This is a genomic window from Serratia sp. BNK-4, assembly GCF_048685115.1.
GTDB classification, from domain to species: Bacteria; Pseudomonadota; Gammaproteobacteria; order Enterobacterales; family Enterobacteriaceae; genus Serratia; species Serratia bockelmannii.
Genome location: NZ_JBLQTM010000001.1, coordinates 4,896,690 through 4,916,870, shown reverse-complemented (window position 1 = coordinate 4,916,870; position 20,181 = coordinate 4,896,690). Strand labels below are relative to the sequence as shown.

23 protein-coding genes are annotated in these 20,181 nt (G+C 51.8%); 19 read left to right on the top strand and 4 right to left on the bottom strand.

Going from position 1 to position 20,181, the window contains the following annotated elements:
• Positions 1-251: 251 nt before the first annotated feature.
• Positions 252-1,010, bottom strand: coding sequence for an SDR family oxidoreductase (locus ACMGGW_RS23340; RefSeq protein ID WP_197832510.1), 759 nt, complete (start codon positions 1,008-1,010; stop codon positions 252-254).
• A gap of 114 nt (positions 1,011-1,124) precedes the next feature.
• Here ACMGGW_RS23340 and ACMGGW_RS23335 point away from each other — a divergent pair, with 114 nt between their 5' ends.
• Positions 1,125-1,988, top strand: coding sequence for a LysR family transcriptional regulator (locus tag ACMGGW_RS23335; protein WP_043142318.1), 864 nt, complete (start codon positions 1,125-1,127; stop codon positions 1,986-1,988).
• 93 nt (positions 1,989-2,081) lie between these two features.
• Positions 2,082-2,831, top strand: coding sequence for an NAD-dependent epimerase/dehydratase family protein (locus ACMGGW_RS23330; RefSeq protein WP_043142321.1), 750 nt, complete (start codon positions 2,082-2,084; stop codon positions 2,829-2,831).
• A gap of 32 nt (positions 2,832-2,863) precedes the next feature.
• Here the strand turns inward: ACMGGW_RS23330 and ACMGGW_RS23325 are convergent, their stop codons facing one another.
• On the bottom strand, positions 2,864-4,030 hold the full coding sequence (locus ACMGGW_RS23325; protein ID WP_149570503.1) for an MFS transporter: 1,167 nt from the start codon (positions 4,028-4,030) through the stop codon (positions 2,864-2,866).
• 379 nt (positions 4,031-4,409) lie between these two features.
• Here ACMGGW_RS23325 and ACMGGW_RS23320 point away from each other — a divergent pair, with 379 nt between their 5' ends.
• Positions 4,410-5,510, top strand: a complete 1,101-nt coding sequence (locus ACMGGW_RS23320; protein ID WP_025304821.1) for an alkene reductase — start codon at positions 4,410-4,412, stop codon at positions 5,508-5,510.
• Between the two features lie 31 nt (positions 5,511-5,541).
• Here the strand turns inward: ACMGGW_RS23320 and ACMGGW_RS23315 are convergent, their stop codons facing one another.
• Positions 5,542-6,285: a nucleotidyltransferase domain-containing protein gene (locus tag ACMGGW_RS23315; protein ID WP_060434838.1), complete on the bottom strand. Its 744-nt coding sequence runs from the start codon at positions 6,283-6,285 to the stop codon at positions 5,542-5,544.
• Between the two features lies 1 nt (position 6,286).
• Positions 6,287-6,799 carry a DUF962 domain-containing protein gene (locus ACMGGW_RS23310; RefSeq protein WP_049205736.1) on the bottom strand — a complete coding sequence of 171 codons (513 nt, stop codon included), beginning with the start codon at positions 6,797-6,799 and terminating at the stop codon, positions 6,287-6,289.
• A 409-nt stretch (positions 6,800-7,208) separates the two neighbouring features.
• On the opposite strand from ACMGGW_RS23310, the gene ACMGGW_RS23305 reads away from it, so the two are divergent.
• The 16 genes from ACMGGW_RS23305 to ACMGGW_RS23230 all read left to right on the top strand — a co-directional run bounded on the left by ACMGGW_RS23305 (position 7,209) and on the right by ACMGGW_RS23230 (position 20,180).
• Entirely contained in the window at positions 7,209-7,934 is a 726-nt protein-coding gene (locus ACMGGW_RS23305; RefSeq protein ID WP_197832509.1) for a winged helix-turn-helix domain-containing protein, read from the top strand.
• Positions 7,876-8,388 carry a hypothetical protein gene (locus ACMGGW_RS23300; RefSeq protein WP_147823438.1) on the top strand — a complete coding sequence of 171 codons (513 nt, stop codon included), beginning with the start codon at positions 7,876-7,878 and terminating at the stop codon, positions 8,386-8,388. Before ACMGGW_RS23305 ends, ACMGGW_RS23300 begins: the two co-directional genes overlap by 59 nt.
• Positions 8,389-8,533: 145 nt before the next feature.
• Positions 8,534-8,764 (top strand): Flp family type IVb pilin, encoded by a 231-nt coding sequence (locus ACMGGW_RS23295; RefSeq protein ID WP_049205753.1) that lies wholly within the window; start codon positions 8,534-8,536, stop codon positions 8,762-8,764.
• Positions 8,713-9,264, top strand: a complete 552-nt coding sequence (locus tag ACMGGW_RS23290; protein ID WP_080352627.1) for an A24 family peptidase — start codon at positions 8,713-8,715, stop codon at positions 9,262-9,264. The genes ACMGGW_RS23295 and ACMGGW_RS23290 overlap by 52 nt, the downstream gene beginning before the upstream one ends.
• Before the next feature lie 12 nt (positions 9,265-9,276).
• A complete protein-coding gene (locus ACMGGW_RS23285) occupies positions 9,277-10,236 on the top strand; it encodes a hypothetical protein (protein ID WP_049205749.1) in 960 nt (319 codons plus the stop codon).
• Positions 10,217-11,488: a type II and III secretion system protein family protein gene (locus ACMGGW_RS23280; RefSeq protein ID WP_142105465.1), complete on the top strand. Its 1,272-nt coding sequence runs from the start codon at positions 10,217-10,219 to the stop codon at positions 11,486-11,488. Before ACMGGW_RS23285 ends, ACMGGW_RS23280 begins: the two co-directional genes overlap by 20 nt.
• Positions 11,475-11,939 carry a hypothetical protein gene (locus tag ACMGGW_RS23275; RefSeq protein ID WP_043140909.1) on the top strand — a complete coding sequence of 155 codons (465 nt, stop codon included), beginning with the start codon at positions 11,475-11,477 and terminating at the stop codon, positions 11,937-11,939. Before ACMGGW_RS23280 ends, ACMGGW_RS23275 begins: the two co-directional genes overlap by 14 nt.
• The gene (locus ACMGGW_RS23270; protein ID WP_142105463.1) at positions 11,939-13,081 is read left to right on the top strand and encodes a hypothetical protein; all 1,143 of its coding nucleotides are present in this window, start codon (positions 11,939-11,941) and stop codon (positions 13,079-13,081) included. Before ACMGGW_RS23275 ends, ACMGGW_RS23270 begins: the two co-directional genes overlap by 1 nt.
• A 4-nt stretch (positions 13,082-13,085) precedes the next feature.
• Complete coding sequence (locus ACMGGW_RS23265) at positions 13,086-14,339, top strand: CpaF family protein (protein ID WP_043140903.1); 1,254 nt, start codon at positions 13,086-13,088, stop codon at positions 14,337-14,339.
• A complete protein-coding gene (locus tag ACMGGW_RS23260; RefSeq protein ID WP_049205748.1) occupies positions 14,332-15,237 on the top strand; it encodes a type II secretion system F family protein in 906 nt (301 codons plus the stop codon). The genes ACMGGW_RS23265 and ACMGGW_RS23260 overlap by 8 nt, the downstream gene beginning before the upstream one ends.
• A complete protein-coding gene (locus ACMGGW_RS23255; protein WP_197832506.1) occupies positions 15,234-16,145 on the top strand; it encodes a type II secretion system F family protein in 912 nt (303 codons plus the stop codon). The genes ACMGGW_RS23260 and ACMGGW_RS23255 overlap by 4 nt, the downstream gene beginning before the upstream one ends.
• The gene (locus ACMGGW_RS23250) at positions 16,145-16,903 is read left to right on the top strand and encodes a tetratricopeptide repeat protein (protein WP_043140893.1); all 759 of its coding nucleotides are present in this window, start codon (positions 16,145-16,147) and stop codon (positions 16,901-16,903) included. Before ACMGGW_RS23255 ends, ACMGGW_RS23250 begins: the two co-directional genes overlap by 1 nt.
• Positions 16,904-16,962: 59 nt before the next feature.
• Complete coding sequence (locus ACMGGW_RS23245) at positions 16,963-17,367, top strand: hypothetical protein (RefSeq protein ID WP_197832505.1); 405 nt, start codon at positions 16,963-16,965, stop codon at positions 17,365-17,367.
• Entirely contained in the window at positions 17,351-17,878 is a 528-nt protein-coding gene (tadF, locus tag ACMGGW_RS23240) for a tight adherence pilus pseudopilin TadF (protein WP_197832504.1), read from the top strand. Before ACMGGW_RS23245 ends, tadF begins: the two co-directional genes overlap by 17 nt.
• Before the next feature lie 12 nt (positions 17,879-17,890).
• The gene (locus ACMGGW_RS23235) at positions 17,891-19,558 is read left to right on the top strand and encodes a hypothetical protein (RefSeq protein WP_049205744.1); all 1,668 of its coding nucleotides are present in this window, start codon (positions 17,891-17,893) and stop codon (positions 19,556-19,558) included.
• The gene (locus ACMGGW_RS23230; RefSeq protein ID WP_060434853.1) at positions 19,551-20,180 is read left to right on the top strand and encodes a hypothetical protein; all 630 of its coding nucleotides are present in this window, start codon (positions 19,551-19,553) and stop codon (positions 20,178-20,180) included. Before ACMGGW_RS23235 ends, ACMGGW_RS23230 begins: the two co-directional genes overlap by 8 nt.
• Position 20,181: the final 1 nt, after the last annotated feature.

The following is a 20,181-nucleotide window of genomic DNA, read 5'->3' as shown; positions in this document are numbered from 1 at the left end:
CTTAGACTTCGTGTTCTGCCGCTCCTCTCCCCGCACTGGCCTGGCGCCGGGGCGAAATGCGGCGCAAAAAAAAACCTAAACCTCGCGGCCTCTGTCCCATCGGGGAACAGAAACGCGAGGTTTAGGTTTTGCCTGCCGCAGCAGTAACAACCCTAAATCGGTTGAGCTATGACGTTAACACCGTGGATTTTGCCGGGGCAAGGCTTTGCGCCGGCAAATTGCCGAACTGTGATCGCGAGGGCAAAACGGCCTCAATGCGCGAAATAATGCATGCCGCCATCTACCGGGATCACCGCGCCGGTGATATATCGCGCGAGCGGGGAACAAAGAAACGCCGCCAGATAGGCCATATCTTCCGGTTCGCCGAAGTAGCCAATCGGGATATGTTGCGCAATGAACGCCCGGCGCACTTCATCGCAAGCGTATAAGCGCTCGCGGATCTGTTCACTGTTGATGCGCCCCGGCTGTAACGTATTGACGGTAATCCCCTGCGCAGCCACGTCGCTGGCCAATCCTTTGGCCCACAGATGCAGCGCGCCCTTGGCGGCGCTGGCGGCGCTCAGGCTGCGCGGCTCCATCGATCCGCTGATATTGATCACCCGGCCCCAGCCTTGCGCCTGCATGGCCGGCAACAGCGCCTGAGTCAACCGCCGGGCCGGTGTGAAGTTCAAAGCAAAGGCGTCATCCCAGCTGCGATCGCTGTCGTTCAGCGTCGTGGGGTGAAACGCACCGACCGCGTTGATCAGAATATCGACTGTCCCCGCCTGGCGCAGCGCCTGCGCCGCCAGCTGGGTTATCGCGTCGGGGTCGGTCACGTCTGCAACGGCTACCCACGGGCGCACCGCCCCTTGCCGTTCAACCTCATCCGCCAGCGCCTGCAGCCGATCACCGCGTCGTGCGGTAGCCACCACCTTGACCCCTTGAGCAGCCAATACCCTGACCATGCCGGCACCGATCCCTTCGCTGGCGCCCGTGACCAATGCCGTACGGTGTTGCAACTGTAGATTCATAAGAAAACCTAACCTAATTTTTCGGTTTTAAAGGGAACGTTCACACATTGAATCACGGCGCGCTCTGTGTGAATATTCCTGAAAATTACGTCGATACCGTGCAGGAATTCACTGATGTTTGACTGGCAGGATTTAAAACACTTCGTGGCGCTGGCGCGTACCGGTTCCTTGTCGGCGGCAGCGCGGGAGCTGGGTTGCGATCACGCCACCGTCGGGCGACGCGTAGCGGCGCTGGAACAGGCGCTCGGCCTGCGTTTGATCGTGCGTCGGCCACGCAGCACGCCCTTGACCCAGGACGGGCAGGCGATTGCCGGGCTGGCGGCGGAGATCGAGGCGCAAAGCCAGGCTATTGCCCGCCATGCGCGCAGCGCCGGCGCAACGCCACAGGCCGGGGTGCGCATCAGTGCGCCGCCGTCGATCGCCGCGCATATTCTCGCGCCGCGCATTGCCGCATTTAACCAGGCTTTTCCACAGATCGTCGTCACGCTGTCGGGTGAATCGGCGCTCGCCGAGCTGGATCGCGGCGAAGCCGACATCGCCGTGCGCATGGTGCGCCCACAGCAACCGGAGCTGTTGACGCAGCGCATCGGCATGATGCGCTACGCGCTGTATGCCGCACCGGAGCACGCGGCTCTGCCCGACGCGGCGCGCCGCTTTCTCGCCTATGACCATCACTATCGGCAGCAGCCGCATCAGCAATGGTTGGTGCAGCTGTTGCAGGGGCGTCCGGTGGTCTTTCAGGCCAGCGATCTGTTTTCACTGCAACAGGCGGCGCGTTCAGGGCTGGGCGCCGCCGTTTTGCCGACGTTCGTCGCCGATGGCGATCCGGATCTGGTCGCATTGCCAACGGCCAACGCCGCGCCAACGCGTGAGCTTTGGCTGGTGACGTATCCCGATTTAGCGCGCACCGCAGCCGTGCGTGCGGTGATGAATTTCCTGGTCGAAACGCTCGGCACAACGTGCCCATTACCGGCATAAAGCATCAGAATGACTAATATAAATACTGGACAAAAGTCACGCAGGGGATTATTACTGGTCAACGCTTAATCGAGAGTAGGGATGGCAGTCACCATGGTGTTGCGTACTGATGTAGGACGGATTCTGATCACCGGCGCCGGCGGCCGGGTAGCCACGGCGTTTCGTCAGGCGATGGGCGATCGCTACCCGCTACGGTTGGCGGAACGGGATGTCAGCCTGCTGCGCGATCGGCAGCCCGGCGACGAAGTCATCAGCTTCAACATCGCCGATCTCGACGCCTGCCGCGCGGCCTGCGCCAATATCGACACCGTGTTGCATCTGGCGGCCGATCCCTCCCCCGATGCCGACTTCTGCGGTTCGTTGATGGACAACAACATTCTGGGCACCTTCAATATCTTCCGCGCGGCGAAAGACGCCGGCTGCCGCCGGGTGGTGTTCGCCAGCAGCGCGCAGGCGGTGGAAGGCTATCCGCTCGACTATCAAATCCGCCCGGATGACGCACCAAAGCCGAAAAACCTGTACGGCGCCAGCAAGGCCTTCGGCGAAGGCATCGCCGCCTACTTCGCCCATCAGGAAGGGCTTTCCGCCCTGTCGGTGCGCATCGCCAACTTCACCACCCTGAGCCGGGGCGAACAGCTTAGCGCCCGCGACATGAGCGCTTTTCTCAGCCATCGCGACGCCGCCGATCTGCTGGAGCGCTGCATTCGTGTCGAAGGGGTGCAATATGCGGTGGTGCACGGGGTTTCCAACAACCGCTACAAACGTTTATCGCTGGAAGAGACCCGACGCCTGCTCGGCTACGCCCCGCAGGACGATGCGTTCAGCCTGCTGGGCTTTGAGTGAGCGCGGCGGGGAACCCCGCCGCACGTTATCGTTTAACCGTTGACGTAGGCCACTTTTTCGGCCTGACGGTGGGTGAACAGCACCAGCAGCAACGCCAATCCGGCAATAATTGCACCCATCACCGGCACGAAGCTGTATCCCAGCCCGGCGGAGACGACCGCGCCACCGGCGGCGGCGCCCAGCGCATTGCCCAGGTTAAAGGCACCGATGTTGACCGAGGACGACAGGCCCGGCGCTTCGCTGGCGACACGCATCACGCGCATCTGCAGCGGCGGCACCACGGCAAAGGTCGCCGCGCCCCAAATCACCATGCTGACTGCCGCGCCGATTTCACTGCGCGCCAGGAACGGGATCACCAGCATAATGACCACCAACAGCAGCAAGAAGCCCTTCAGCGTCGCGCTCTCGGAACGGTCGGCGAATTTGCCGCCCAGGTAGTTGCCGATGGAGAAACCGACGCCGATCAACACCAGCATGGACGTCACGAACAGCGGCGTCGCATCGGTGATGTGCTGCAATACCGGCGAGATATAGGTATAGAGCGTGAACATCGCGCCCGCGCCCAGCACGGTCGTCAGCAAGGCGGACAGCACCTGCGGGCGTACCAATACCGACAGTTCGCGCTTCACATCCGGGCGCGCGCCGGCGCTGCCTTTCGGCAACGAGAACCACAGCCCCAACATGGCGATCACCCCTAACCCTGCGGTGGCCAGGAACGACATACGCCAGCCGATGGTTTCACCCAGCCAGGTCGCGGCAGGCACCCCGCCGATATTGGCGATGGTCAACCCCATAAACATGGTCGCCACGGCGCTAGCCTGTTTCTCCTTCGGCACCACGCTGGCGGCCACCACGGAACCGAGGCCAAAGAACGCGCCGTGGTTCAGGCTGGTGATGATGCGCGACAGCATCAGGGTGGTGTAGTCAGGCGCAATGGCCGACAGCACGTTACCCAGGGTAAAGATCGCCATCAGGAAGATCAGCGCGCTTCTGCGCGCCCGGTGCGAGAGCAGCAGCGTCATCAGCGGTGCGCCGACCATCACGCCAACGGCGTAGGCGCTGATCAACATGCCGGCCATCGGGATGGAGACATCCACCCCTTTGGCGATGGTCGGCAGCAACCCCATCGGGGAAAACTCGGTCGTGCCGATGCCGAACGCCCCCACCGCCAGGGCTAATAAGGGAAAGTTAATTTTCATTCAACAACTCCGGTTAACCGCTGCCGAAGCGCGGGAAAGTTAAGATGCCAAAAGTATGACATTGATCACACCAAAGATAAGCAGGCAGGAGGCTAAAAGACTTTTGCGATTTTGTTAAAAATCGTGGGGAAAAACAGCCGCCGACTCTATCTCAGCAATGCGCCGACAAGCAATAGCCGCCGTCGCCCGAGCGCACATCGGGTTCATTCTCACCACCTGTGCAAGCCGCCATACCGGCCCATCGGCGGCTGCCGCAACTATTGAACACAGAGCAAAAGTGTTTTGTTATTGTGCGCGTTTTTAGAATTAAACGACGAAATATAATGGCCTCAGTAAAACATCAATGCCCTACGACCTAATTCACATAGAGGGAAGCGCCATGCTTTTTGACTCGTATTCTTTAAACGGTTTATCGCTGAACAATCGCATCGTCATGCCGCCAATGACCCGCTCTCGGGCCGGCGCCGGCGACGTCGCCACCGACATGATGGCTGAATATTATGCCCAGCGCGCCAGCGCCGGGCTGATCGTCAGTGAAGGCACGCAGATCAGCCAGCAGGGCCAGGGTTATGCCTGGACACCCGGCATTTACTCCCCGGAACACATCGCCGGTTGGAAAAAAGTGACCGACGCCGTACATCAGGCCGGCGGCAAGATCTTCGCGCAGCTTTGGCACGTCGGCCGCGTGTCGCATACCATTTTACAGCCTGGCCACGCCGCGCCGGTCTCCTCCTCCGCCATCCAGGCCGACGGGGTCAAGGTGTTCGTGGATGTCGAAGGTCGCGGGCCGGAACATGGCGTGGGTGAAATGGTGCAGCACTCCGCACCGCGCGCCTTAACGCGGGAAGAAATTCCGGCGATCGTTAACGACTACGCTCAGGCGGCACGCAACGCCATCGCCGCCGGTTTCGACGGCGTAGAGCTGCACGGTGCGAATGGTTATCTGATCAATCAGTTTATCGACTCGCGGGAAAACCAGCGCGACGACGAATACGGCGGTTCACTGCAAAATCGCCTGCGTTTCCTGCGGGAAGTCGCGCAGGCGGTAGCGGATGCCATCGGCAAAGAGAAACTGGGCGTGCGCCTGGCGCCGCTGACCACCCTGATGGGCTCGCAGGACGATACCCCGGAAGCCACCTATCTGGCAGCGGCCAGCGTGCTGAACGATATCGGCGCCGCTTACATTCACATCGCCGAAGCGGACTGGGATGATGCCCCGGTGATGCCGGCAGCGTTCAAAGAATCGCTGCGCCTGATTTTCCGCGGCACGCTGATTTACTCCGGCAAATACACGCGTGAACGCGCTGAAGAAGCGCTGGCCAAAGGCTGGGCGGATCTGATCGGCTTCGGTCGCCCGTTCATCGCCAACCCGGATCTGCCCCACCGCCTGCAACACGGGCTGGCGCTGAATGCGCCAATCAAAGAGAAATTCTTCGGCGGCAGCCGGGAAGGCTACACCGATTACCCGACGGTCGGGTAACGATTGCCGACAACGCCGGCTCAAGCCGGCGTTATTTTTTCTGTGCTTCGATCCAGTCGAGAAATCGCATCATTCTGTCGCTAAAATCCGCGTCATTCGCCTCTCCCACCGCGTGCGCTAACCAATAGTCCATTTCACCTCGCTGCTCTGCATAAAGCGCCAACAGCTGTTCGGCATAGTCGGTTAACGTTATCGGCCAGAACGAGCTTCCCTCGGCGCGCAGCATATTGGTGGCTCGGATCAGTTTTCTGGCCGCTTCGCGCTTTAAGCGCCTCTCATCCGATACCGTCCTGGCCTGCAGCAGTTGCTCCCGATAACGCGCCAATACGCGGGGCAAATCGGCATTGACCGCCAACGCGATGCGCCGATCGGGCTGAAACAGCGGAAAAGCGGCGGACAGGTCTTCGCCCCACAGGCAGCGGCAGTGATGCTTCAGCCAAAATCCCCAGGAATCGTGATGCTCCGGCGCCAACGCCTCATCAACGCTGCCGATATCAAAGTCGACCTTGCTCACGATCCGCTGCTCCAGCTGAAAGGCTTGCCGCCACGCCTCAAGGCGCTGTAACGCCTCACTATCGGCTGGCTTGTTGAGCAACAGCGTGATGTCCAGATCGGACACGCCGGGAAGGGCTTCGCCACGCGCGACGCTGCCGTAGAGGTAAATGCTGTGGATGAGTGCCGGGAATTGGCGTGGCAGCCCCGCCGTCAGCGCTTCCAGCAGCGGGATAAAAGCCCGCTGCAGCGGAAATGCCGCCACCGTGGGAATCAGCGCCACCTCATGCCCTCCCGTTGCGCACTTTGCCCGAGCGCATTTCGATGTTCCGCTGCAGTTCGCGCAGCCCGCCGGCCAGGAAGCAAGCTTCCGCCAGCACGAACAGCGGGCCGATGATCAGGCCCGTCACGTCGTCCATAAACGCCGGTTTTCGTCCCTCCCAGAAATGCCCGACAAACTGAAACAGCCAGCCGATGACGAAGCCGCCGATGCCGACGCTCAGCCACGCCGCCGTCGACAGCGACGCCACCCAGGCGCCGACCCCGAGGCACAGCAGCAGCAACGCCAACATCATGACGCCAAGGCGCAGGCTCAGCCGCAGGTAATAGAGAGCCGAAACGATAACCACCGCGCAGGCCGGCGAGAACGGCAGCCACCCCGCACCCCATGCCGGCCGGGAGAGCAGCGTCAGCAGGCTGACGACGATCAGGGGGATGCCGATAAAGTGCGTGACGATATTGCGCGCATCACGATGATAGGCGGCGTAAGCGGCAAGTTGATCTTCCAGACTTCGCATGTTGACCTCCGGTATGTACGGCCTTCGTCGCCGAACGCGCGCAGCCGCATGCGGCTGCCCTTACCCATAGCTTAGCGCGGGATCACCAATACCGGTTGGCCAATCTCATCCAGCAGGCCGCGCCTATCTGCCAGAATTATAGAAAGCAATAGAGGTAGATGGATAATATAAAATATAAAATAAAACATCCAAAAACACTAACAAGAAAAAATATCCTCCAAGATAAAACACACCGCCCGCCTTGTTTTATCTTAAAAAAAATATTATTTATAATAATAATAAAATTAAAATGAAAAACATATCAAACATACCGATTAATATAAAATAAAATATAAATAAAAAACTTAAATTAGTATTTACAATAAAAAACAGGATTGTATTATAAGAAGTCACAGTCAAGGAAGGTGTCATGATGATCGTTTATTACCGGGAAAGAATGGCTATTTTAATACCAGAAAACAATCAGCAGATTATTTTAAGGAATAAAGAATTGAAGCTATGGCATTTTCTTATTGAACAAAGCCCTAATGTATCATCAAGAAAAGATCTCGGTATACATATATGGGAAGGGCGTTATGTGACAGATTTCGCCATCAACCAAACGATAAATTCATTGAGAAGAAAGATTGGTGATGCATCACGTGAAATTATCATTACCGTTCCTAAAAAAGGGTATACGATTAATGCAGAGAAGGTCATCATTAAAGTTGATGATGAAACCGAGTTAATACCCAATACGAGCACTGGCACAGAGGAACTGGGGAGCAATTCGGATAATGATTCAAAACATAAAGAAGAGATATCTCCTCACCGATTTAAGAAGACTCGTGAGGTTCACGAAACTGCATCAGAAAAAGCGACATCCAAACGTGATAAAGTAAAAAGAAGCATGCTGATGATAGCCGTATTGATATGCAGCTATATTATAGGCGTTTGGTTTTCCGTAAAAATAAATGAAGATAAAAATGAAGAAACCTTATACCTTGATGGATACAGGATTCACTCTACTGGCGATCGCATAGAATACGTTCACGGTGAAAAAAAAACCGTTTGTTATCGAATGAAGAGCAATATAAATGACAATAAAAAAAGAGACTACCTTACAGAAATCACGACTTGTAAAAATGAAGGTTAAGGGATTATTTTTAATTGCTTGCATATTACTTTTCATCTGTGGAACTCTAAGTTATAAACAATATATTTTAGAATCAATGAGCAATAGTTACCATGGGTTATTATTTCTGGACGGCGAAGAAAAAATAAAGCTAAACCTATACTTAAACAAAGATAGAGAAACCGCCTACATCAGATTGATTCAAAGTGATGGCAATCACTTACGTTATATCACTGCCGAAATGGAACTCAATGCATTGTTAACGCATTCAATAGCCACAGCAAAAGTGGATTGGCATGAGCGAAATATGACAGAGAGCGCATTCAGCTCCGACAGTCGCAATCGTCTGGTATCGGTTTTGTTGCACAAGAACAGCAAACAATATTTTTTGGTTATAAACAAGGATGACTTCTATATTCCAACAGGTAACAATGATATTAATGAACTGATTTTCCTCATTTTTCCTGATAAATGATGCAATTTTATATTTCATTATTAAATATGATATGACGTTTTTTTTATCACTGAGTAGGATACCCCCGGCCTAAACAACACGCTTCAATTAAAAGCGAGTTTTTAGCGTCATAACCATCCTACTAATATATTTAAAGGAATAAAAAATGTTGAAAAATGTAGCTCTGAAAGCGTATGTCTCTATGGCTTGCCGCAACGTCAAAAACGCAGAACAAAACGAGCGTGGCATCACCGCTATCGAATACGCCATCATCGGTGTAGCGATGGCCTCTGCCCTGTTCTTCATCTTTGACAAAGGCGGGTTCATTGAATCCCTGAGCGCGGCATGGAACACCATGGCCACGAAGATCACTGCTTCAGGCAACATCCTGAAGTAATAGTAAACTTTCGTCATATAGCCTTCGACTCTTCGAGGGCTATATTTAAAACCTATATGTTCATAGCGATAATAATCATATCTTTATACATATCACTTAAAGATATCACAGAAAGAAGAATACCTAACGTAGCGCATTTTATGATACTTACGGTGGCATACTGCTATATTTTTTCCCACCCAGGCATTATTGGTGCGGGCCAGGTGCTGATATGGCCGTTTGCCATGCTCTTGGTTGGTATCATTCTTTCGTCTTGCAACATACTGGGGTTTGGCGATACCAAACTGCTGTTCATCACCATGCTGGTGGTGCCGCCGGAACAATACGTTAACGTTATTTACCTGACTGTTTTTATGGGTGGCGTATGGGCAATCTTATGGACATATGCCCTGTCAAAAATTTCGCTGATCAAGCGCTATGATAAAGTAAGGAGCGGCGTACCCTACGCCATCCCTATTTTAATCAGTTTATGTACCTATACGTTTATCGGTGCAGTTTGATAAGGAGCATCTGTGCGCTTTAAATTTATTGCAATAGTCGCACTGCTAACCATGTTAGCCGGCGTAGTAGGTATATACAGCGATAAAGGCAACGAGGACGAGGAAAAGACTAAGAACCTCATAGTGAATAAAAGCCTTATCTATTATACCGCAAAGCATAATATTGATGTGGGTGCTATCGTCACCACGGATGACTTCGCCGAGAAAGAGATAAAATATCCACCAGGCTCGCCCCCCGCCTGGCTAGACACGATTTTTGGCGAAAAGGACTTTCGCGGACTAATGGCGTCCGGCGGCGTGGCATATCAAAATATTGCCTCCGGCGAACGGGCCTCGAAAGATAACCTTGGCAACCTGTTGCAGAAAATCGATTCGAGCTATTCGATATTGCCTATTTCTGTCACCACCGCCAGCCTGAAGAACCCTAACATCGCGGACTTTGGTTTTATCGATCTGTTCCTGGTCTCCAATGATAACAAAGCCTACCGGGACGATCTTTATCAAAAATCGCGCAGCGATAACGGTACCACGGGGAAAGACTACAAGGACACGCGGGTCAAACAGTTCGCCAGCAAGGTGTGGTTCTTTATGGGCAACGGCAACCTCAATAAGCTGCAAAAGTTCGATCAGTCGGGGCTGGTTTCCAGCCTGATGAAAACAACCAGCGGGGAGAATTCGCTGGCGAATGAGGTGCACAGCAACCGGGCCGTCAGCGATGACAAGTCCTCAACGACCATCGTCTATGCCTACTTCAAGCCCGAGGACGTGGATAAAGTCATTCAGGCGCAAATTATGGGGATGTTCTTCATCACGCCCACCAAGGTTCACAATATCAATGAGGGCATCGCCAAAATAAATAACAGCACAAGAGAGATTACCCCGTCAGACATTGTCTCTGGGGCGCCAATTTCGGAAAGGCAAAGCCGCGTGGTTGAAATCAGGGGAGCGCAAAGTGAAATTCGTAAATATTAACAGGCTGGCGGTTTTTCTTATTGTGATGTTAACCGCCAGCTTTAACGCTGCGGCGCTCGACGTGGACATCAATAAAACGACCGATCTTGAGATTGACTTCAGCGTGAAGTCAATCGTCGTTGGCTCACCGGAAATTGCCGACTTCCGGGTGGTCGATGAGAACCACATCTATGTCTTCGGTAAAAAAAGCGGGCAAACCAATCTCTCCGTTAATGGTACCAACGGTGAGAGTCAAACGCTGCTGATCACCGTGAACGATCTGCAAAAGAAATCCGTCATGTTGAATACCTTGCTGATCAGCGAGGGGTTTAAAGACGTGAAGGTCATCGACATGAGCGACTCGCTGCTGGTCAGCGGCCCGGTATTTTCCACTGAAGATGGCGCACGGATCAAGTCGCTGATCGAAGAGTACGTGGATAGCGATCAGGTCAGGTACTCCTTAGTAACCCAAAAAAATCAGCAAATTAAGATCAGGGTTACGGTCGCGGAAGTCTCGAAGGACGTGACGGAAACCCTGGGCATTGACTGGGGGCGGGGCAAGATCAGCACCGGCGTGAGTAACGATCTGACTATCAACAACGGCATCTACAGCAGCCTAGTTAAGGGGTTTAACTTCGACTCTCTGGGCGTAGCCATCAACGCCCTGGCGAAAAACAGCCTGGCTAACGTGCTGACCACGCCAAGTATCACGGTCACCAACGGGAAGACCGCATCATTTCACGGCGGCGGGCAGATACCTATTTTTCAGCGCAGTGAAAATGGCTCAACGGTTGAATGGAAAAACTATGGCGTCATGCTGAACTTTGCACCGGTGATCAATTCGGACTCCTCGATTAGCATGGACGTGAGCGTCGAATCATCTCAGATCGGCGGGTACTATAAATATGAGAACACCGAGCTGCCGACGATTAACGTGCGTAACGTGAAGACCTCAGTACGAATGCGGGATGGAGAGAGCTTCGTCCTCGGCGGACTGATCGACAACAGCCAAACGCAATATGTTAATAAAGTTCCAGGATTTGCCGACATTCCAGTGCTGGGCGCCTTGTTCAAGTCAACCGGGTTCACATCTGGGCGCAGTGAATTAGTCATCTTCGCCACCGTTGAGTATGTCAAACCCGTAGAGAGAAACTACATCAAGCTCCCCTACGCCAAATTCTCCAGCCCGTGGGAGGTCTTTTTCGATCTCGGGCACAGTGATAACAGCATTACCGATGTCTTTGTCAAAGGAGCCGACTATGTCATTAACTAATTCGCTGCTCCTTATTTTTATCTGCCTGGGCTTAAACGGCTGCGCGTTCGAAAGGCAGCCCGACGAAAGAAAGGCGTATTACGTTAAGTTTGTCGGCAACCCCGACCGCACCAAGATGGCAAAGCTTGAAAACTTTGTTTTAAGCAAGAAAATCGGCTCCATCAGCAGCTTGGCGATTATTTATAGCGATAACCACTATGACCGTGCGATCAGGCTGCAAGAAGAAATACAGAAACAGTATGGCATTAATGCTGTATTACAAGAGAGCGTGAACCAGCTTGACGCAAACTATATTGCCATCGGTAACCGGCATAAAACCGAGCGAGGTTGCTATCGGTTCCGGCTCTCTGATTTTAACTGGTACAGCTCCGACGAGCAGGCTCTGGATAACTATTCGGAGCGAGAAGTTTGCTCGACCAATGGTAATGATTTCGCTGAGAGAGCACGTTAATGTTCATAGAAAAACTAAAGAGAAAAAACGAGGCCAAAAAGAAAAAGGCCAGCGTGATTGTTTTAACCAAAACTGAGACTGATTTTTTATCACTCTCAGAACCACTCTCATTGTACGACGTCGATACGATGATCAAGCACATCCCCGCTGGCGACCTGCTGGAGTTTATTAATAACGCCCTGACGGGGAAAAATTATTTTGTGCTGGATGCCCAGAGCTACAGCGAGACTGAAATCGCGGACATCGCCATGATGCTGCGTGGTCGCTATCCCTCCATGCTGATCGGCAACGAGGATTCGATCCAGGCAACGTGGCAGGCTCGCGAGCTGGGGTTCAGCAGCTATTTTACCCGCACCAGTGAGATCCGCCTGCTGCTGCTGGGGATAGTGGAACACTTCGGCTATGTGCGCTCCAGAACTTCTCTGGTGATTGGGTTGTGCAATACCTCGCCTGATATCGACATTAATTATCGCGTTTTTCACGATCTCTGTAACAGCGAAATGATGAAAGGCTATTCAATGCTGTTTGTTAACTGCGACATCGCAAACATTTTCTTTGATGCCGCATTGGGGGTAAAGGCCAATAAAAACACCGTTGAGCACGTGCTGGGCTATGAGAATGAACTGGATACCACCTCGTCCCTGAAACTGGTGATGAAAATAAAAGATCACTTCGACTACGTTTCCTTCAACATTGCCAACGACGAGGCGCACGTTGACAACGTTGACGCCTTCCTCAACGGCGTTGAGAAATTCATCGAATCGCTGGCAAACTCCTATGGATTTATTTTTATTAATATCCCCTACTATTTTCTCACGCTGCACGGCGGAATTAATTTGCTCAATGAGAGCGACATCCGTGTGCTGATGACCAATGGGCAGATCGAGTCTATCTATAACCTTAACTATCTCAAGAACCGAATTGGCTTTAAGCAGGATAAAGGGGAGAAAAGAAGGGACAAGCTGATCTCCATCCGAAAACAGGCCGGTAAGCTGGCAACTGAAATCACGGATAAAGAAATCCACACCAAGCTGGGCATCAAGGTGGACTTCAACAATAACGCCAACCTGCTGGGGGGGTTGTTAACCGCTTTCAACCGTAAGAAAGAAAGCAAAAACATTATAGACAGCATATTTAGGTGATGACATGGATATAAAAACCTATGAAAAAATCAGAAACGCGCTGTTAGAGCAAATAAAAATAGAAAACTATGACAGCTCTGCCACTCATGAAGCGCTGATGAAAATTGAAGAACTGCTCATACCGGCGCTCGATCTGGAAAATATTATATTAACCAGAAGAAAGTTTGATGAGCTGATCAAAAGCTATTATGACGACATCTTCGGGCTGGGGCCCATCGAAGATCTGCTGGCCGATCCCAGCGTTAACGACATCATGGTTAACGGGTGTAAATCCATCTACATCGAACGGGCGGGCAAACTCATCAAGCAAGATTCTCAGTTTAAATCTAATGAGCAGATCCTGCGTATCGCGCAGCGTATTGTTGCGCCGATTGGGCGTCGGGTAGATGAAAGCTCGCCGATGGTCGATGCCCGCCTGGCCGACGGTAGCCGCGTCAACATCATCATTCCGCCCGTGGCCCTAGATGGCTGCACCATCTCCATCCGAAAGTTTAAAGAGGATAAATTAGACCTGATCGACCTGATCAACTTTGGCTCGATGAGTGAGGCGATGGGGCACTACCTGAGCCTGATGGTCAGGGCCAAGGCGAACATCATCATCTCGGGGGGGACGGGTTCAGGGAAAACCACCCTGCTCAATGCAATTTCGAACGAAATCGATGATGGCGACCGCATCGTCACAATCGAAGATGCCGCCGAGCTGCAGCTGCAAAAAGATCACGTCGTGCGCCTGGAGTCGCGCCCTAAGGGTGTTGACGGCGGCGGTGAAGTCTCGATTCGTGACCTGGTGATCAACGCGTTGCGTATGCGCCCAGACCGGATCATCGTGGGCGAGTGTCGTGGCGATGAAACCTTTGAAATGCTTCAGGCCATGAACACCGGCCACGAAGGTTCGCTCTCAACCATTCACGCCAATACGCCAAAAGACGCGCTGGTGCGCCTGGAAAGCATGCTCTCCATGGCGAACTCCAATATCTCGGCCAAAACCATTCGCGGCCAAATATCGCAGGCCGTTGATATTATTATTCAATGCGCAAGGTTGCCCTGCGGCTCGAGGAAGATTACCAACATTACGGAAATCGGCACGCTGGAGGGTGAGGTCATTCAAAGCCAGGACGTATTCCTGCTCGAAAGGCGAAAAGAGTCGGATACGGTCACGAAGTATGCGCATAAGCAGAATATCGCCTACTCCATTCTGGAATCAAAGGCCGCGTTCGCCGGGCTGCTCCCAGAGCTCAAAGGCATCCTGCATGACTAACCTGACGGGCTTCCTCATCACCCTGCTGCTTCTGCTGCTGATGTTCTCATACGTCAGGCAAAAGGCCGCGAAGAAGAAAAAGTGGGAGAACTTTTTCGGTAAAGCGAAGCCGGCTGAGAAAGAGAAAACCAAGGAAATAAAAAAGCTCATCGGCAAGTCTTACCTACCCGACTTCGTGTTTATTTTTGGCACCAAAAGCCTGGTGATGTCTCTGGTGGTCAGCGGCGGCTACATCCTGTTTTGGTGGTTCTGCTGCCTGACCTTCAGCGCCTCGTCGTTTGCCTATGTATTTGGCACCGTGATCCTGGTAGCTATTTCGTTTGCCGCGTTGTACGGCATCTACCAGAGCCGTTTCAGCGACTATTTCGAAGCACAGTTCCCCTATGCGCTGCGGCTTATCAGCCGCAACCTGGCCGTGGGCCAGACGATATACGCGGCCATTGATGCAGCGGCGGAGAACCTGAGCGATATCATGAAGCGAGAATTTACCCGCATCTCATTCCAACTGAAAAACGGCGTGTCCTTTGATGACATACTCAGCCGGGGTGAGAAAATCTACCCCTATAAAGGCTACTTTGTTTTTAGTTCGTATATTCGTATCTCCATACAAAAAGGCAGCAGTCTGAAAGATACCCTGCTGTCCCTGGCCAATGACCTGGTCGCCGCTCAAGTCATTAAGAAAAAAACCAAGGCGTTAACCTCAGAGGCACGCGGGGCGGCAAAGATCCTGGCGCTTTTACCGCTGCTGATGCTGGTCGTACTCTATAAGTTCGCCTTTTGGAACTTCGTTTACCTCTTCGATGAGCTTTATGGCCGCTACGTGGTGATTTACGTGGTCATTAGCGTCAGCATCGGGTTTTTCATTATTTCACGCATGATTAAGGGAGTTGAACTGTGATTTTCTTTATCTCAACCTCGCTCTTTATCGTCGGCGTTATTGTGTTTATCTGGGGATTAAAGAGCCACAAGAAAGAAGAAGAGTATTATGATAAATTTTACTTTATCGTTTCCTCACACGAGAACCTCGATGACTACCTCAGCCTGAAAAACAGGATTAAAGACCTGTTCTCTTTATTAATGAGAAAGCTATCATTCTACGTTGAAAACAACCTGTCCCATACGGAATACCATGCTCTCATTAATAAGGCAGGATATTACTCGCTGCAAGAAAGCACCCTATTTTATATTTATATCTCTAGCATATTTCTCTTTTCAACTCTGTCCCTAACGCTGTTAGCCTACCTGGGTAATCTGTCATTCTATGTCATTCCTGTTTTCATGATCGTGTACTACATTGGCTCAAAGATTTATCTCGAGAGAAAACATAAGAACGAGATCAAAAAGTTCAGGATCAACTTCGTCTACTTTCTCGATCTGTGCGCCACCTGTATCAAAACTGGCATGACGCTGACGGCCGCTTTAGAAACCGTTTCCCCGGTGCTCTATCGCTTCTCCGGTCTGTTAGGCAACAGCATGCAGAACTTTTCACGCACGCTGAAATACAGCGATATAAACATCGCCTGCGAAAAGCTCTATGAAGAGGTTCCCCTAAGCGAGGTCAAGGAGTTTATCGCAACCGTGCGTAACTCCGCCCAGTTCGGCGCTGGCATGCAGTCCGGTCTGCAAGAGTTATCTAAAGAGATCCGCCAGTTTCACTTTATAGAAACCGAAGAAAAAATTGGCTCCGTCAACGCCAAGATGGGGATACCGCTCATTCTCTTTATCATGTTCCCGGTTATTGTTGAAATCATTGCTCCTGGCCTGCTACGCGCCATGGGCAGCCTGTCATTGGAGATGATCTCGTAATGAAAAAGTTAGTCCTCACTTCGATAGTCTTTCTTGCTGCCTGCGTCAACGGCACGCCCGATATGTTGAGAAACGATCGGGAAACGGCTCAGCTGGCGGTCCGCGTCGGCGCCTTTGAAAAGGCCAGGGAGATCGCGGTAGATAGTCTGCAAGCGCAACCGGACAATATCGAGACACGCTTCTACCTGGCCGATATCTATTCCAAGATGAATAAATATGATATGGAGGGCCAGGAACTGGAGATTATTCAGGGAAAAATTAGCCGCGCAGATGAGAATTACCCAAGGGTGATTATCGAACTAATGAAGAACAGTCTGATGCGACATCAATATCAGGAAACTATCTCTCTGTATAAACAGAATTTTGCCGAAGGGAAAATGGCGCTTGCCCAAAGCGCTACTATGCGCGGCAAATCGCTGATGTATGCCGCCATTGCCTACTGTAAGCAGAATAAGTATGAAACCTGCATCGCCGAACTGAAGCGCGCCAGAACCTACCTGCCGGGAGACCCGGCGCTGGCCGACAACCTGAAGATTGCACAATACATGGCCAAGGCCAGCACAGGGGATATAGACCCTTCTCTGCTGTATGCCGGCTATAGCAATACGGAATCTAAAGAGATGTATGCCAACCTGATCATGGCGCTGATTCGCGGTGACCAAGAGACCCGCGCCTTTGAGCTGCTCAGCATGCGCTATTCCCGCGAGGATTCCATGACGATCATCAACGATCTTAACGGTATGAAAATCGCAAAATGATAAGTCTATTCACTAGAGTAGGGAGTGAGGAGCGAGGTATCTCAACCATCGAGGCCAGCGTGCTGCTGCCGATCCTCTTTATCATATTGATGATGATTTATGAGGTGCTGAGGTTTCAGAACGATATCTCAATCATTTATTTCAACGAAGAGTTTGCGTCACAGCGCGTCGATCTCTCGTTTTTAGACAACGATGTCGAAAAGATAAATGAAAACTTCCTGGCCGATTTAAAAAAGAGCGGCAGTGAGTTTTATTTCAGCGCGCTGATCTATTCGGAGCCAAAGATAACCTGCTATGAGGATGTCAATATCAAAGTCAGCAAAAAGTGCGGAAAGAAAACCAAGCTGATTAACATCGCCTATCAGATCCAACGTGAATACAGCAGCGATTGGATAAGCGACCTACTGTCTTTCCCACAACAATTTGATCGCGAGGTATTTATCGTCAATGATTACTTCCATTAACAGGCTTGTTGATAAGGAGGATGGCAGCGTCGCCGTTGAAGGCACCTTTGTTACCCTATTCTTGTCCGTGCTGCTGATTTATACCATGCAGCAGGCTTTGGTCATGTCAGTACAGTTTAGTATTAATAAACTGGCCGATCAAATGGTGAATATTATTTCCCATCGTGACAGCCTGTTTGGCAATGCCAATTTAAGCCAAGGCGACGTCGTTAACGTCGCTAAAATGTTTAGCCAGATCAAGAACGGCGGAGAAGCGCCGTTTTTCGACGTTTTCGTTGAGGAAATCGCCTACGCAACGGGGCAATACAGCATGTATAAGCTACCCGGGAGCAAAGAAGGCTGCCAGCTCACCAAGCGGCTGACTGACTATGGCATCGATATCAAAACCTCATTCGGCAAATCTAACTCGGTGTATCGGGTTTCCATCTGTAAAAAAACAGAACCGGGATTATTCTCTAAAAATAAAACGCTGCTGGCAGAAAGTGCCATCCAAATTGGCCATCATCATTAGAAGATAATAATCATGAAGAATAAATTCGAGCGTTTTTTAGGTGATGAACAGGGTGGATTAATGCCGCTGTGGGCGATTGGCGGCATGATGGTGGTGATCTCTATTTTTTGGGTCGAAAACTACTCCTCCACCATCATGGAAAAAACGCGAGAAATGCGGCTGACCTCCGTCGTGACCCGTACCTCGATGGTAGAAAGAGGAACGGTGACCGCCAATGCTGGGCGGCTAGCCGAAGCGACAGGCGCCAATATGAATCAGGCAACCCATGCCTTCTCAGCGGAGCTGCAAGAAACCACGCTGGAAAAGCTTCAGGAGCTAAAAGAAAATAAGCGGATCAGCGAACTGCTCGCGACCACTTCCAACGTCAGTCAAAACACTAACGTTCCCTTCGATGAAATAAACAAAACCATTGGCCTCGACCCAGAGGTCAGGATCTCCACGGCGGATAACGCCGTCAAAGTTTTCAGACCGTTACACGTGATTATCGCCGTCGAGGCCAGCAGTCTTAACCGTGCAAACGTGATGCAGGCGCGGGCGGCGCTAATGAGCTCACTATCCCGCCTGTATGCCGAAGCGCCGGCTACCCGAACGACGGTGATCCCATACTCTTTTCGCGTCAACTCCGGGGGCAAATGCTATACCGGGATCGCCCGGAGCGATGCCTTTTCATTTGTCTGGTGGGAAAGCTTCTTTGCGCAAGAAGATTACCTGGCTGAACTTGCAAATACATTAAGAATGGCCGAGGAATATCTCGGAAGATTAAACGCAGAGATTGATTATAGTAATCAGATGATAATATATTTGAATAATGAGCTTAGTCAACATGATCCCGGCACTCAGGAATATAAAGAGCTGACAGAACAAATAAGTTATTATCAACAAGAGATAAGACTTGCTGAGGCGATGCTGCCAATGGCTAATGAAAACATAAAGATTGCCAAAGAAAATGTCGATGCACAGAAAGAAGTTATAGACAACCTTAAGCAACAACAACAGTATATTGATTACTTTCCTCTGGCCAAGCATTACGCAAAAAGGTACGATAACTATTATCTTCTGGATGATTATACCGATAATTTTGCTAACTCTGGAATATTTTCAATTACGCAGAGTGATTTTGAACGCGCCGCAAAGACGACTTACCAAAGTGCGGAATATCTATCCTCCCTCGCGGTGAAACGCGGCGTTTATTTTGGCGATGCCGGCACCTGCCCCGCCAGCACCGTAAAGTATGGCCTGACCTCATCCCAAAATGTGAATAGCGCGCTTTCCGGCATCGACTTTAGCACCAATAAGATTAAAACGCTGGAAGGGCTACTGTGGGCGGGGCGCACCGCGTTTTCTGCCTCTCGCGGCATGGCACGCAACGTCATTATTCTGTTTGCGTCGGACACAAAAGAAGTTATCGATCCCGACGAGGTCACCGGCATCCGACAGAGCTGCGCAGCCATTAAGACCGGCTTTATCAATAATAAGTCGGCCAAGCTGATCGTCGTTACCCAGAATCAGGATGGCCGAGATAAGTTCGAAGAGCTGAGCTGCGCTACCCAGTGGTTCACCGATCCGGGCTATATCAACCTTGAAGATATAAACAACGAATCCACGCCAACGCTGGAAGAGCAATTCAACTTTATCTTCTCGCAAGAATCCACCACCAGGAACATTAACGCACATGAATAAAGTTATAACGATCGCGCTGATGCTGCTCTGCGCCCCTTTTTCCTATGCTAAAAGCAGCGACGAGCTCAATCAGTCCAGCTGCCAAACCGGCCCGATATATGAACGCTTCGGCGACGCAAAACGCCAGGCCGGCCTGCTCCGGTTCGACGGCCGCACCAACGCACGGCTGAGCCGTAGCCAGCTGGTGCAGTATCGATTCGTCACCGTGTTGCACGAGTACCTGGGCACACTGTGCCACCAGGAAAACGCTTACGACGCCAACAGCCTCGGCGCTTTGCTACTGACCAAGGAAAACATCGTCATGAGCCATGTCGGCACGGTGCATTTCGCAAGCGGTAGCGCCCTGGTTGATGAGGCGACGCTGGCGCGTTGCTGCTCGCACATCAGCCAGACGTCCGACTACGACGGCATATTTATTGTCAGCCGCACAGACTCAATAGGCAACGCGAGCCATAACCGAGCACTGTCATATCAACGCGGCTACCGTATCGCCGAGCGCTTACCTCAGGCCAGCCCCATTCACCTGATTGCGCTCGGCGCCAGGCCAGCGCGCAGCGGCCAGAGGCCGATCGCCAACCCCAACGATCGGCGCGCCGACATTTATCTCTATCAGCGCCAGTGAG

Excerpts from the sequence above, each read along its gene's own strand:
- ACMGGW_RS23340 (WP_197832510.1), bottom strand. The coding sequence starts at position 1,010 with ATGAATCTACAGTTGCAACACCGTACGGCATTGGTCACGGGCGCCAGC.
- ACMGGW_RS23335 (WP_043142318.1), top strand. The coding sequence starts at position 1,125 with ATGTTTGACTGGCAGGATTTAAAACACTTCGTGGCGCTGGCGCGTACC.
- ACMGGW_RS23330 (WP_043142321.1), top strand. The coding sequence starts at position 2,082 with ATGGTGTTGCGTACTGATGTAGGACGGATTCTGATCACCGGCGCCGGC.
- ACMGGW_RS23325 (WP_149570503.1), bottom strand. The coding sequence starts at position 4,030 with ATGAAAATTAACTTTCCCTTATTAGCCCTGGCGGTGGGGGCGTTCGGC.
- ACMGGW_RS23320 (WP_025304821.1), top strand. The coding sequence starts at position 4,410 with ATGCTTTTTGACTCGTATTCTTTAAACGGTTTATCGCTGAACAATCGC.
- ACMGGW_RS23310 (WP_049205736.1), bottom strand. The coding sequence starts at position 6,799 with ATGCGAAGTCTGGAAGATCAACTTGCCGCTTACGCCGCCTATCATCGT.
- ACMGGW_RS23305 (WP_197832509.1), top strand. The coding sequence starts at position 7,209 with ATGATGATCGTTTATTACCGGGAAAGAATGGCTATTTTAATACCAGAA.
- ACMGGW_RS23300 (WP_147823438.1), top strand. The coding sequence starts at position 7,876 with ATGACAATAAAAAAAGAGACTACCTTACAGAAATCACGACTTGTAAAA.
- ACMGGW_RS23295 (WP_049205753.1), top strand. The coding sequence starts at position 8,534 with ATGTTGAAAAATGTAGCTCTGAAAGCGTATGTCTCTATGGCTTGCCGC.
- ACMGGW_RS23290 (WP_080352627.1), top strand. The coding sequence starts at position 8,713 with ATGGAACACCATGGCCACGAAGATCACTGCTTCAGGCAACATCCTGAA.
- ACMGGW_RS23275 (WP_043140909.1), top strand. The coding sequence starts at position 11,475 with ATGTCATTAACTAATTCGCTGCTCCTTATTTTTATCTGCCTGGGCTTA.
- ACMGGW_RS23270 (WP_142105463.1), top strand. The coding sequence starts at position 11,939 with ATGTTCATAGAAAAACTAAAGAGAAAAAACGAGGCCAAAAAGAAAAAG.
- ACMGGW_RS23265 (WP_043140903.1), top strand. The coding sequence starts at position 13,086 with ATGGATATAAAAACCTATGAAAAAATCAGAAACGCGCTGTTAGAGCAA.
- ACMGGW_RS23260 (WP_049205748.1), top strand. The coding sequence starts at position 14,332 with ATGACTAACCTGACGGGCTTCCTCATCACCCTGCTGCTTCTGCTGCTG.
- ACMGGW_RS23250 (WP_043140893.1), top strand. The coding sequence starts at position 16,145 with ATGAAAAAGTTAGTCCTCACTTCGATAGTCTTTCTTGCTGCCTGCGTC.
- tadF (WP_197832504.1), top strand. The coding sequence starts at position 17,351 with ATGATTACTTCCATTAACAGGCTTGTTGATAAGGAGGATGGCAGCGTC.
- ACMGGW_RS23235 (WP_049205744.1), top strand. The coding sequence starts at position 17,891 with ATGAAGAATAAATTCGAGCGTTTTTTAGGTGATGAACAGGGTGGATTA.
- ACMGGW_RS23230 (WP_060434853.1), top strand. The coding sequence starts at position 19,551 with ATGAATAAAGTTATAACGATCGCGCTGATGCTGCTCTGCGCCCCTTTT.